At 62.1% G+C, this 12603-nt stretch carries 10 protein-coding genes and 1 pseudogene; 3 read left to right on the top strand and 8 right to left on the bottom strand.

All coding sequences use genetic code 11. The features are described 5' to 3' along the window. Nucleotides 1-54: 54 nt before the first annotated feature. From DIE23_RS22020 to DIE23_RS22010, 3 genes and pseudogenes are all read right to left on the bottom strand, one after another. Nucleotides 55-1131 (bottom strand): hypothetical protein, encoded by a 1077-nt coding sequence (locus DIE23_RS22020; protein WP_124614065.1) that lies wholly within the window; start codon nt 1129-1131, stop codon nt 55-57. 699 nt (nt 1132-1830) lie between these two features. Further along, nucleotides 1831-1968, bottom strand: a pseudogene (locus DIE23_RS22015) (helix-turn-helix domain-containing protein); the annotation flags it as partial. A gap of 299 nt (nt 1969-2267) precedes the next feature. Continuing rightward, a complete protein-coding gene (locus DIE23_RS22010; protein ID WP_124614064.1) occupies nt 2268-3386 on the bottom strand; it encodes a hypothetical protein in 1119 nt (372 codons plus the stop codon). A 626-nt stretch (nt 3387-4012) separates the two neighbouring features. Between DIE23_RS22010 and DIE23_RS40305 the strand changes: the two genes are divergently transcribed. The 3 genes from DIE23_RS40305 to DIE23_RS21995 all read left to right on the top strand — a co-directional run bounded on the left by DIE23_RS40305 (nt 4013) and on the right by DIE23_RS21995 (nt 6302). Further along, nucleotides 4013-4345 (top strand): hypothetical protein, encoded by a 333-nt coding sequence (locus tag DIE23_RS40305; protein ID WP_260436136.1) that lies wholly within the window; start codon nt 4013-4015, stop codon nt 4343-4345. A 299-nt stretch (nt 4346-4644) separates the two neighbouring features. Further along, nucleotides 4645-4917 carry a helix-turn-helix transcriptional regulator gene (locus tag DIE23_RS39655; protein ID WP_185646513.1) on the top strand — a complete coding sequence of 91 codons (273 nt, stop codon included), beginning with the start codon at nt 4645-4647 and terminating at the stop codon, nt 4915-4917. After that, the gene (locus DIE23_RS21995) at nt 4914-6302 is read left to right on the top strand and encodes a HipA domain-containing protein (protein WP_057929648.1); all 1389 of its coding nucleotides are present in this window, start codon (nt 4914-4916) and stop codon (nt 6300-6302) included. The genes DIE23_RS39655 and DIE23_RS21995 overlap by 4 nt, the downstream gene beginning before the upstream one ends. Before the next feature lie 546 nt (nt 6303-6848). On the opposite strand, the gene DIE23_RS21990 is transcribed toward DIE23_RS21995, so the two are convergent. From DIE23_RS21990 to DIE23_RS21970, 5 genes are read right to left on the bottom strand one after another with little or no spacing between them, the layout of a single operon-like run. Further along, nucleotides 6849-7373, bottom strand: coding sequence for a hypothetical protein (locus DIE23_RS21990; RefSeq protein ID WP_124614063.1), 525 nt, complete (start codon nt 7371-7373; stop codon nt 6849-6851). Continuing rightward, nucleotides 7370-8914: an NAD(P)/FAD-dependent oxidoreductase gene (locus DIE23_RS21985; RefSeq protein ID WP_124614062.1), complete on the bottom strand. Its 1545-nt coding sequence runs from the start codon at nt 8912-8914 to the stop codon at nt 7370-7372. The genes DIE23_RS21990 and DIE23_RS21985 overlap by 4 nt, the downstream gene beginning before the upstream one ends. Continuing rightward, nucleotides 8911-10323: a radical SAM/SPASM domain-containing protein gene (locus tag DIE23_RS21980; protein ID WP_124614061.1), complete on the bottom strand. Its 1413-nt coding sequence runs from the start codon at nt 10321-10323 to the stop codon at nt 8911-8913. The genes DIE23_RS21985 and DIE23_RS21980 overlap by 4 nt, the downstream gene beginning before the upstream one ends. Then, nucleotides 10313-11176, bottom strand: a complete 864-nt coding sequence (locus tag DIE23_RS21975) for a hypothetical protein (protein ID WP_124614060.1) — start codon at nt 11174-11176, stop codon at nt 10313-10315. Before DIE23_RS21975 ends, DIE23_RS21980 begins: the two co-directional genes overlap by 11 nt. Beyond that, nucleotides 11166-12602 carry a hypothetical protein gene (locus DIE23_RS21970; protein WP_124614059.1) on the bottom strand — a complete coding sequence of 479 codons (1437 nt, stop codon included), beginning with the start codon at nt 12600-12602 and terminating at the stop codon, nt 11166-11168. Before DIE23_RS21970 ends, DIE23_RS21975 begins: the two co-directional genes overlap by 11 nt. Nucleotide 12603: the final 1 nt, after the last annotated feature.

Here is a 12603-nt window from a genome sequence, read left to right as displayed (position 1 = left end):
TGAGCGCGCCGGGTGCGGCGCGTGCGGGCAAACGGGGGCGAGCGCCCCCGCCCGTCAACCGACGAGACCGACTACGACGATGCTCGCGTAGCTGTTTTTGTCGTCCTGGTGATTGTTCGACCCGTCGGACATCCAGGCCCAGACGCCACTGGTCTGCGCATGCGAATGGTTGCTCGGGTCCACACGGGTCTGGTTCGGGCCGGCGCCGATGGTGCGCACGTGGTGATCCTCGGCGTTCGGGTATTGCGCCTGGAATCCGGTCAGAAAGCTGACCCCATTGGTGATCGTGGCGCCCATCGGGATCGACGTCTCGCCCGTACCGACTTGTGCCTGATACGGTACGACCACGAAACCGGGATCATTGATCGACGTCGCGATCAGCGAGCCGGTCGCTGTCGGATTCGCCGCACCGTTGCCGGACGCGTCGTGCATCGCGGCGGTCGCCGAGATCGACGAGGTATTGTTGATCGGCGACGATGCACCGACCGATACGGTTACGGTCTCCACATGATGATCCGTGTTGCCGTAGCTCAGGTAGAACCCGGCGAGCGTGGCCTGCAGGACCGGATTCGGCGTGCCGGGGAGCAGGATTCCGGGGCTCTGGTTGTGATCGGCCACCGCATAAGGCGGGCTCAGCAACACCTTCGATGTGGGGGCGCCCGTCCACGCAATCACCGAGACCGTGACATACGACGCCTCCTTGTCGATCGGATGCCCCGATGCGTCGTCGAGCACGACCGCCGCGCCGACGGTGATTTGCTGACTGCTTGGCTTGCCCGTCGTGAGCAGAATGCTCATTTGCTCGAAGTGGTGGTCGTCGCTGCTGCCGAACGACAGCTGAAACGACGCGATTCCGGCAAGAAACTGCGTGACGGGATTATTGAAGTTAAAGGGTGTCGAGCCACCGTTCAACACCACATTTTGACTCAGGATTTCCAGCGCCATTTTGGTCCCCGTTTCATTGCGGTTGAACAAAAAAATGCAGCCGTCTTTTCTTGTGGTACGAATGATGTGCGACCGACGATCAAATATCAAGGTCGGTTTGAAAAAATTTTGGACGCCCGCGAGCGCTTTCGAATCGACGGCGATTCGTAAAGTCCTTACCGGCTTGGCCCTGAAAGCTCGTTGCATGACTGCCCGGTTCGGTGCATTTTTGCGATTTGCTTTCACGACTGGAAGGCGTGTCGCTGCGATAGTCGAAGGCTGAATGTCGACCGCCGGCGTTTGACCGCCAAGATCCGGATAGAAGCAAGAGACGAGCCATCACAGGTGTTCGAAACGGGAAGACGGATGGCCGTCAGGTATGTGCTGAAGCGGCAACAGCGGGGGACGCCCGGACGTATGAGCCCGCGTGTACGAAATGTGGAAGCGAGAGAAACGGCGCCTGGTCGACGGCAGACGGGTTCCGGCGGTCTGCATTCCACCTGCAGGAAGTCTGCCAGGGATATTCAGGTTATTCTGTTTTCCTTCCGGCACAGAGATCGATCCCCGTTTAAGTAGAATGATTGTTGCTGGACTCGGCAATATCTTCGAGCTGTTTTCGGTAAACCAGCCACGTCCAACGTGATTTTAATACCACCTCACACATCACCCGATTTAATTCAGTACAAATATCGAACCATCAATTAACATATAAACCACCAATACTATAGACTCTTTAAAAGTTTTATTCAAATTAATGAAATTGCGTCTCTGCATATAATCGACCCCATAGGCAAGAAAATACGGCAATTAACCTCTTCTCGATGGCATCGATATTCTCGGGAGGCCGGGGCGCGTCACGTGGCTTTCCACCGCATCAAGCCCGATACGGCAAACGTCCGCCAACCCTCACCCCTGCAGCCGCTCACCCGTTCGCCGCAGTTCGCGCCATGCGCGCGGCGATATCGCAAACCGTTCGCAAAACGCGCGACTGAAATGCGACATGTCGTTGAATCCCCAGCGCAACGCGATGTCGGACACACGCCGCACCACGCATTGCGGGTTACCACGACGACGCCATCGAAAACTTCGCCTGCGGGCTGTGCGACAACCGCAACTTCATTCATCCGGAGCGACATATCCGCGAGCGCAGCACCCCCGACGAACATGTCGCGGGAACACGCGGCAAACGGCACGCGTGGCGTTCGATGCATTGGCTCGCGCGGCTCCCCGGACTTTGTAGGCATGGGACTTAAAATCCACCGTCCTAAGGTGGGCCGGTTCGACCGCGGCTCCGGCAGCATGGATTACCTCACCGTGGACCAGGGATCGTCATGCTTTCCTTGTCACACCAGGCCAGCTTTTGCGAGCGAGATGATTGAATGGGCCTTGCTTGGCAAGGCCGCGATTTTCCTAGCAATCTCGTCGCTATCGTCGATACCCATCGCGCGTTGCATCATGCTTCTGACTACGCGCTTGCTACCTTCGATAGCAAAGGTCTGTAACTCGCCGCTAGTCTGCCGCCAGTAGTCGGAGTCCTCCGCGTGGGTCGTGAAGCTAGTGAGCAAGCCTGCCTGCCCCGTCCCAGCACTCACGTTGAAGCACAAATCGTTGTACTCCTTCAACTTGCCGTCAAACGTGACTAGCCAGCAGTCTAGCCCATGACCATTCAGCCCCTGGGTATCTGCGATGTTCATCGCATTGAACAGGAGGAGATCAAACGCCCCGTTGAGCGCAATCGCGCACATGTCCTCTGCGTGTCGAGGCTTCTTTCCATCCCTGCGCGCGAAGTTTTTTTCGATTCGACTGCGCACATGGTCGTGGGCCCCTGAACACTCCGATTGCGTCGCAAAAACATAGCGTGCTATTGCAATCTCCCTCAACGATACAGTGCCAATCAGCTTTTTGTACTCCCGGAGATATCTCCGAAATTTTCCTAGTGACGAGAATTCGGCACCGTCCCGATGGACGACGAGCATGAGCAGGAGTGCGCTGAACGATAAAGCCAGAATGGCTTGCTGGTCGCCATCGAGACCCTCGAAAGTCAGGTCGGTTCGACCCAAGCCAGAAAAATCTGGATCAGGTTCCTCGTCGTGCCAAATCAAACCGAATTTGTGAGCAAACCGGTGAAGTCGCGCGGCGCGTGACTGCGCTAGATGCGCCGGCATTTCCGAATAGGCGAAGAATGGAGTCATCCCATAGCGTAAGCCTTGTCGATCACATTGCCGCAGGAAATCGACCCACTCCAACAGTTTGAGCTCGGCGAGCGTGGCGTCTGTCGCAGGACGGTCAACCTCGCAGGCCCGATCAACCTCGATCATCAGATTGTTGTCGGTTACGAAATTCGTCTCGATTCCTCGCGCCTGATTGTATCGAAGGCGATCCAAGGTAAGAACGGGTTCATCTTCGTCGGCAGTCGGTCGTGAGGCTTTGACTGCGTGGAGCTTGATACCAAATTGCGTCATTCACGGTCCCCGTATAAAGCATTGAATGCGTTGCTCGCATCGCTCGGCAAGTCCGAGAGCGTCGCGAGATCAAACTTCGCATAGATCAAATTATCGAATGTTCGTGTTAAAGGGCTTGATATCTATCATTGCTGTGGTACACCACACAGTCAGCTTTGAAGCGGCCGAGTCGGAGCAAAGCGCATAGATGAAACCACGGCAACTGTGCAGCAGGCTGCTGCACAATTGCCGTGTCGGATCGTGTTGGCAAAGAGAACCACCGGTGGCCGCGCGTACATTCCCATTCTCTGGCGGCCCGCGCGAACGGCCTTGTTCTGTTCGGCTCGGGCGCTATAGAGGACCATGCAGCGATTCATCTCGTGGCGGCGTTGCTCTCGTTGACGGAGCATGTGGGTCCTGCGGCACGTGTGATGCCCCGGCACCGGTCCACCCCATCGAAGGACTGGGATGTGCCGGAAGCCATTCGTGCGCTGCCGTACCTTCCGTCGATCGAAAGCGCTTACGCGTAAGGGTATCGACGGATCATCTACGCCCCCGAGCTACACCCGGACCGACCAGCTGCTTGAGGTCAGTAAGGACGCGCTGCTTATCAGTGGGACTACGGCAGTGACCTCTCACAGGTATTCATGGCTTCCGCCCGCTTCGGTGGAGCCACGGGGCAGGAAAGCCTGCTGAACCGTATCATCGCCATTTCGGCCATCGTCGACATTCCTACGAGCGGCGGCATCGAATCGGTCGCTGACATCTACATCGCGAACGGGCAAGACGTCTGGGCGCTCAATGGGTTCACGGAGGTGGACGAGTTCCTGACCGCCCATCGCCTGCTGCGTTGGGAAGACGATCTGACCCGTCTACTCGACGCAGGGACGGTCTCGCATGAGGCGGTCACGGAAGCGATCCCGCGTACCCACGGGATCGCGACCTTCCTGGCCAAACACGCTGCAACGCGGCCGGACTAAACGGAATAAGCCACACGGGCCCTGCGTCGCGGTAGGCGGCACAACGGAGAATCGTCGAGGTGCCGCCGACCGCCCTCCGGATTCGTGCCGCCCAACCAGCCGCTTGAACCCAGCAGGATAATTTCTCGATAGAGAATTTATTGACCGATTGACCCAGATTGGGTTATTGTTTCTCCAACGGGAAATTACCATGTAATTGCTCGAGTATGACCGGATAATTTCCGAATCGAGAAACTATGGCGCGTACCCTCTCGGCGCCCGGACCGCGACCGGGCCCTCAAATTCAGGACCTCAAGGCCTTGGGCGAACTGGTGCGCAGCCGCCGGCTGGAGCTATCGCTTCGCATCGACGACGCCGCGCACGCGTGCGGCGTAGCGTCGAACGTGTTTTCGCGGCTGGAGAACGGCGGGCCGGTCGGAGTCGATCGGCTGCTGCGCGTGCTTTTCGGGCTCGGGCTCACCCTGCTGGTCACTACCAAGGAGGAGGCGATTCGTCTGCAACCCGCGCTGCCGATGGTGCACGGTGGTCGGACATCCGAGGCATCGCGTGGAGACAAGGAGACCGACGTATGAACCACGTTCTGCACGTTTCGACGCACGGTGACGCGGTCGGGGTTCTCAATTTCGAGTCGCGTGAGGACCGCTACGGCTTCGGGTATGCCCCGGCGTGGCAGAACAATCCCGCGGCGTACTATCTTTCGCCCGCCCTCCCGCTCGACCGCGCGCCGGATAGCCCCGGTTCCGTCCAGCGCTTTCTGGAAAACCTGCTGCCCGAAGGCCGCGCGCTCGACATCGTGTCGATCGTCAACCAGGTCTCGAAGAACAACATCTTTGCACTGGTCCGCCTGCTGGGTAAAGAGCCGGTCGGAGCGTTCAGTTTCCTCGCAATGGATGCGACGCCTGACGAGGCGGCGCGTATCGCCCACGAGCAGATGGGCGAGCCAATGCGTCGGCCCATCACCAATGAAGAGCTAGGGCAGCGTATCCGTGAGCGCGATGCGATTCCGTTTCCGGTCTGGGACGGCAAAGTGCGCCTGTCCTTGGCCGGCTACCAGGACAAGCTGCAGGTCCTCGTCGAGGGCGAGCAGCTCGCGCTTGCCGACGGCTCGCTCAGCTCGACGCATCTGCTAAAGCCCGAAAGCCGGAATCCGCACATGCCGTACATGGTGGCCAACGAGCACTTCTGCATGACCCTGGCCGCACGCCTGAATGTGCTCGCGCGCCTGCAGTTGCCTGTTGCGCCTGTGTCGATTCGTCGCCTGCCGGAGCCCATCCTGCTCATTGAGCGGTTTGACCGCATCGTGCAATGGGATGCCGACGCCCCGGGCCGTGCGAAGCACGTGCTGAGAACGCACGTCATCGACGCCTGTCAGGCCTTGGACCTGCCGTCGACCTTCAAGTATGAGCGCAACCTGGGTGCGGGCGCGGATGTGCGGAACATCCGCGAGGGGGTGAGCTTTGAGCGCCTCTTTACACTGCTCGACAAGATGGTGACGCCGGCGAGTGCGCGGCCCTATCTGCTGCGCTGGTCCATCCTCCAGCTGCTGCTCGGCAATAGCGACGCCCACGGTAAGAACCTCTCGATGCACGTGCGGCCCGCCGGACTCGTACCGGCACCGATGTACGACCTCGTGTCCGTCAACGCTTATGGCGAGCACGTCGAGCGCGACATGGCGATGGCCTATGGCGATGCCTTCCTGCCTGAAGAGGTCACGCCCTACGCGCTTGCGGACTTTGCGCGCCGTACGGGCACGCGCCCCACGCAGCTCGCTCGCGAGATAGGCGTCATGGCTCGCGGCATCCTGCGGCTCGCGCCCGAGCTGGCGGCCTCTGAGGTCTACGTGGGCGGCGAGCGCGACGTCGTGCACCAGGTGTCTGATTTCGTCAGTGCGCAGGCGAATCGACTGCTTGTGCTCGCGCGGGAGGTGCCGCGGGTCGACCCCGGACTCTTCGAATGATGGTGCCCGGCATCAGCAAGCCGAACAGATAGGACACCGTCCCCGAGACACTGTGCGTCGGTCAAGACCGCGCAAACCTGCGGCATGAACCGCTTCCCCCACACGCGGGCCGCGCTGACCGGCAACCATGCGGCCAATGGGCCGGCGGCAACGGCCCCTTCCACCGCCGACCGCACGGCAAGCGAAGCGCGCAGGCCCGAAGCTGAAAGCCGGGCCGGAGGCGTCAGCCGAGCGGAGCGAGGGAACGATGGAAGCCCGACAGGGGCGAAACCCCGCAGGGGGTTCGATGCGCCACGCGCACGACAGCGCAACCGGCCATCTCCCAAGTGGCCGGGGACGCCCATGTCAGATTTCGGGCAAATGCTGGTGAGCGCAGCCGTTAAAATCTACACAAGCACCCTCAACCGTCGTGGGTTTCGCCCGTCGTGAACACTGAGCTCGGCAATATGCTCGGCCGCTGGAAACTCGGGGATGCAACCGTTGGAAAGCAGCGCCGAGCAGTCGTTCGCGCTGTTGCTGCCGAGACTGATCCTGTCGATGGAAGGGTTAGGCGCCACCGTTCGGATACCGGTGAATGAGTTGCATATAGGCTCGATTGAGAAACAGTGCCAACTCGGCCATAGCCTTCATTTCGGAAGTGAACGACTTGTCGGTTAGTAGCTCTTGATCAAAAAGTGGCTCGCCCGTTTCTTCATCGACCTGAAACCTCGCGCCAGAGCGAAGAATCCCTTGGACCTCTCCGCCCGCCTTGAGCTCGATATACGCGGAGTGAAGTATGCGGTTTCGGTCCCTTCTGAGTTGATGCAGTCGTTCGACGGAAGATGAAAAGGAGTCTTTGAAATCAGCTTCTAGTGCCTGAGGCAGTTCGCACTTTGGTAGCGCCTGCAAGAAGAGTTCGTGAACGCGGTCAACGAGCTTATCATTGGTGAGGTTTCTCAGATCGGGAGGTGGCCATTTCAGGCGGTCTGGATCGAGGATGAACCATCCAATCTCCCGAAGCTTGTTCTCAATCCATTGGAATGAGACGGCAAACTCCCCTATGCGTTGGTAAACGGCTTGTTCGTTGCTCATCGAATGTTCCTGTGGCGCCTAGGTATTCCCGCGCCGAAGACAGCGGGCTCGACCATTTGCTTGCTCCACAGCCATTCGAGCAGCTGTTGCGCCCTGGCCGCTTCCATCGATCTGCCGAGAAACGCAATCAGCTCGAGCGGATGCGTTGCCCGCGTCAGCATGTCGAGGAGTGGAAACAGCGCCACGCCATTCCAGAACGCGACGGGTCGATCAAGACTCGGATGCTGCAAGGCGGGATGCGCGGTGACGCGGTCGCCGGTCGCGCAAGGCACCACGACGATGCCGGTATTGCGGGCGAAGCGGATCGGACTGTGCAAGGGCAACGGAGGCGCGGGCTTGCTGGGCTCGGGCTGGTTCGACGGCACGTGCGCCAATTCGTCTTGCAGCGCGTGCGTCATGAGGTCTACGCGCGCCGCGGTTTCGTCGCCGAGCGAGGACGCCGCAACCGTATCGGACGTCAATGCGGGCGTCGAGCGCAGGCGCCAGAAAGGCGATTCGGCGCACCATGCCTGACGGTAGTACCCGGCGGTCCATGCGAGGTGACGCGCCGCGCTTTCGATCAGGCGCGATTCGTAAAAGCGCTGCGCCAGGTCGCGCTCCGAGGCATCGCTTGCCCGGCACCACGTGTTGACCGCGATAGCGGCCTGGAGCGAGAAGCGCATCGCCTTCTCGACGCCCGAGGACGAGATCGGGTCGAGCGCGAAGGCCGCGTCGCCGAGCTTGATGCGTCCGTCCTGCCAGGAGAGCGCGTCGACGTAAGGCGTCGATACGCACATGCGCGGCGAATCGCACCAAGGCAAACCTGCCATGTCCTTGAACAACGCGCTTCGCGTGCAGGCGTTGCGCAAGACAGACTCCGGCTCGCGTTCGAGCGCGTCGTCGCGCGCGGAAGGATCGAACGTGAACATGACGCGGTAACGGCCGCCCGGCAGCGCAGCGCCCCACATCCATCCGTCATCGAGCGCTTCCACGCGCGTGGCGGCATCGGCATGCGCAGCCCGCGTTTCCATCGTGGCTTCGGCCCATACCGTGGACAGCCGACGCGCGTGCAAGCGCTGCGGCTCGCGCCGGCTCTGCCGGCCCTGGGCATCGAGCAGCACGTGCGCCTCGACGTTCCGCAGCCCGTCGGGCGTAGCGATCTGCACACGCCAGGCACCGGGCGCTCCGTCGACTTGCGCGAGGCTCGCCGGCCGCAGCACTTCCACGCCGCGCGCCACGGCCAAGCGCAGCAGCGCCGCATCGAATGTGGCACGCTCCACGACGGCGCCGTCGTGCGCCACCGTCTCGATCGATTCGCTCGTCCAACGTACGCTCGTAGGCTTGCCTGCGAGGATGGGAACGGATTCGAGCACCTCGTCCGCGTCGAGGTAGCCGATGATGTTTCTGACACCCGGCGTCAGCGCTTCCCCGATCTGCGGACGAGGCCATAGCGGGCTTCGCTCGACGAGCAGCACGCGATGCCCGAGATGGTTCAAGCGAAGCGCCACGCACAGGCCAGCGGGACCGGCGCCGGTCACGAGCATGTCGAACGTGCGATTCACGCCGTTCCCGCACTACTGGACGACGCGCCAGGCGAACCGGCAAACCAGGCCGGCGCATAGCGCGCGAGCCTGCCGTGCGCGCCGATTGCATAGTGCAGCCAGCCGCGGATGTAATCGCAGGCGCTGCGTCCGCGCTCGAGGACCTCGTGATGGCATCCGCCGCCGCAAAGATAGCGCGCCCAGCATGCATTGCAGGGCTGTTGCTTGTGCACGTGACGCTCGGCGAGCCAAATCGTCTGGCGCGCCTGATCGACGCCCGTGGAGAGATGGCCCATGACGCCGGCCTCGTCGCCGACGAAGCGGTGACACGCCGCCAGCTCGCCATCGGCGGAGACGCCGAAATACCCCGCCCCTGCGCCGCACGGATACGGCCGATGCGTGCCGCGCTGGATTTCGCGCAGCGCGTTCTGCATGTTCGAGAACGGGTAGCGCTCGCCGCGCATGACCTTTTGCTCGAACGCGAGCCCGCAGGCGATCATCCCTTGCAGCATGTCTGCCATATCGTCCGGGCCCATTTCCGCGCGGCCGTTCGAAGCGCGCAGCAGCGGCGAGAAGCCGACGCTGTGGAACCCCATGTCGACGAAAGTATCGAGCGTGCTCGGCAAGTCGAGATTGAACGGCGTGACGGTCACGCGCGCCGAGACCTGCATGCGCCGCTGGCGTGCAAGCAACGGCGTCACGCGCTCGACGATGTGATCGAACGAGCCCATGCCGCCCTTGAACGGACGCAAGCGGTCATGCACGGGCGCGGGGCCGTCGAGGCTGACCGTGACAGCGAAGCCGTGCTCTTCGAAGAACGCCCCGTCGTCTTCCTGCAGCAGACTGCCGTTCGTCGTCACCGAAAATTGGCATCGGATTCCGCGGGCATCGGCGCGCTCCCTCGCGTGGACAGTCGCCGCGCGCAGCACCGCGCGATTGGCGAGCGGCTCACCGCCCATGAATGCAAGATTGATCTTGCCGCCCTCGCTCGCCTGCTCGATCAGCAGGTCGACTGCCGCAAGCGCGGTTTCGAGCGGCATGTTCTTCGCCTTGCCGCCAAATTCCCCTTGCTGGGCGTAGCAATAGGTGCAGCCGAGATTGCATTTCTGCGCGACGGCAAGCGACAACGCGTGCACCGGCATCTCGGTCAAAGGCTCGTCGTCGATCGCCGGGCGCATGTCGAGCCCGCGGCTCGCGACCAGCGAGGCGACGGCCTGCGCATCCCCGTCCTCGAGCGCCGCCTGAAACGCGTCATGCAGATCGTGCGGCACATGAAACAGGCGGCTTCCGTTCACGAGCAACAGTTGCGCGCCCTCCGCATCCTCGACCACGTGGATCCCGGGATGCCGCGGGCGCGACGCCTCTACAATGCGCGCCGCCATCGCCGACGCCAGCGGCGCGAGCGGCTCAACAGCGCGGTCAGGTTTCATCGGCATCCTTGCCGCGGATCACGAACTGCAGATCTTCCTGCCAGGAACGGAACAGATCGTCGTAGGACCACAGCCGCGTGTCGACGCGATTGTCCGGCACGTACGTGCCCGTGCGGCGCTTGGAGAGCCACATGTCGCCGCGCGCCAGCCCGTCGTCGCCCGGCTCGACATTGACGAAGTCGGGTCGCGACGCGGCCCAGTAGTAGCACGCGCATTCGCGATAGTCGTTCTGCCAGGGCGCGCAGAGGCCTTGCGTAAGCTCGCCCGGCTTCAGCATCTCGAGGTTGAAGCTAGCGGTGTCGCCCTCGAAAAAGCGCCTCAGCGTCAGCGTCGCCTTCAGGGTCTCGGTTTTGCCTTGGTCGTAGTACACCTCTTCCAGGGCGTTCTCGTGAGCCGTGAATTCGCATTCGACCGACTGGCCCTGCAAATGCACGATGCGGGCGATGGAGTTCGACCACTCCATGAACGACACCGCATGGGGATTGGGCTTGCTCGCCAGCGTGACAGGATCCCCGTCAGGCAGCACCGGCCCTTTCGTGAGGACCATCGTGCCGACCTTGTGGCCGTCGAAGCTCAGCAGGCGGCGCGACTTGAGATGCTCGTAGCCCGGCTCCGCATCGACGATGTAGTTGTTGTTCTCGACCAGCGTGATGCCGACGAATGCGCGCCGCCAGAGATTGCGGAAATCGAACTCCAGGCCCGGGAAGCAATTCGAAATCGCCGTGCGCGGCAGCATCGAGGCCGGGTTGCCCACGCCGCGATGGTGAATCTGCGCGGTCAGGTTGGACGCGCGGATCTCCCCGTTGCCGGGCTGCTCGTGGTCTTTCGGAACGTTCGGATCGTTAGCCGACATGCTTGTCTCCCTTCGGATCAGGTTGTCCGAACATCGCGTCTCGCGCCGCCTTGATCACAAGGTTGATGTGGCGGCGCGTAAGCGTCAGGCTACGGCCATCCGCCCCGCGCATCAGGGCCGGCATCTTGCGCAAGCCCTCGGCGGTCAGGTCGCCGATGTCCTCGGGCTGGCGCAGCAGCTTGGCGAACCACGGCGCGCCACCCGCCGCCAGCGTGCTGAACACGCGCTCGTGCAACGCACGCAGCGCGAGATTGTCGACGATCGATTCGGCGGCAATCGGCTCGTAATAGCGCTCGAAGTCGGCCGTGTTCTGCCGCACCATCGTGCTCGCGACGTTGAGCCTTCCGTTGACCGGGTTGCCGTTCATGACGGCGGTGTTCATGAGGCGGATCGTTTCGAGCGCACGCAGGACGATCTCCGTGGCTTCGTCGATCGATACGCTCTCTTCCGGGACGTGGATACCGTGGAGAATCTGCTCCATCTCGTCAGACACCACGCGCACCGGCATGGTATCGGGCGCATAGGCCGGCGGCCCGGCGCCGATATAGCCGTGCGCACGCAGCGTGGAGCCGCCCCTCCTCGTCAGCACGACTTGCACGTAGCCATCGCATTCGTCGTCGAGATAGCCCCAGCTGACTTGATTGCCATCCTTGTCGGCGTATCCGGCAAAAATCTGCGCGGGGTTGGTCGGCGCGGGATGCTCCTTCGTGGGGCCGCCCGCCTCCCTGAAGCCGAGCCACTTGCCCGGCGTCTCGGCGTAGAGCAGGAGATCGTCGCGATCGATAACGGGATCGAGCTTCAGCTCGTCTTCGCGTTCCTTGTCCGAGGTGCGGCGCACCAGCCGCGTGCCGTACACGATACCAGCGGCAGGGGTGTAGCGCAGGCGGATCTCGGGGAACTGCGCCGTCGGCTTGACGAACTGGACGTGGCCGAGCGGAAGATACCGCCCCGGGCGAAAGTGCTCGCAATGGCCTTGCATCGCGTGCCGCTTGTGATCCTTGAGGCCGGTCAGGTTCGCGTGGATCTTGTCGTTCGCGTCGTTGGTGCGGCGGTAGATCTTGATGTTGCCCAGATGGATATCCCAATGCAGGGCGTCGAGATCGAGTTGTTCCGCCGCGAGCAATTGCAGCGTGAGCGGCTGCAGCGTATGGGGCGCCTCGCTCGTGCGCGCAAACACTTCGAGAAAAGGCGCGACAGGCCGCACCTTCTTGTTCTCGTCCTTGAAGCGAATCGTGTCGGGCACATAGGCATTCACGATCTCGCCGCTTTCGGGATCCACCTCCAGCGTGGTGCACGGCACGATGCGTCGAAAGTCGAGCGGGTTGTCGGGATCGACGACGAGGTCGAAAGCTTCCAGCGGCGTCGCCGCAGCGCCCAGCCTGCCGACCGCAATGGGCGGCAAAATCCGGAGTTCCAGTATCGGCATG

Origin of the sequence: Burkholderia sp. Bp9143, assembly GCF_003853645.1 — a bacterium.
In the GTDB taxonomy this organism is placed as follows: domain Bacteria; phylum Pseudomonadota; class Gammaproteobacteria; order Burkholderiales; family Burkholderiaceae; genus Burkholderia.
This window is presented reverse-complemented; position numbering and strand designations above follow the sequence as displayed.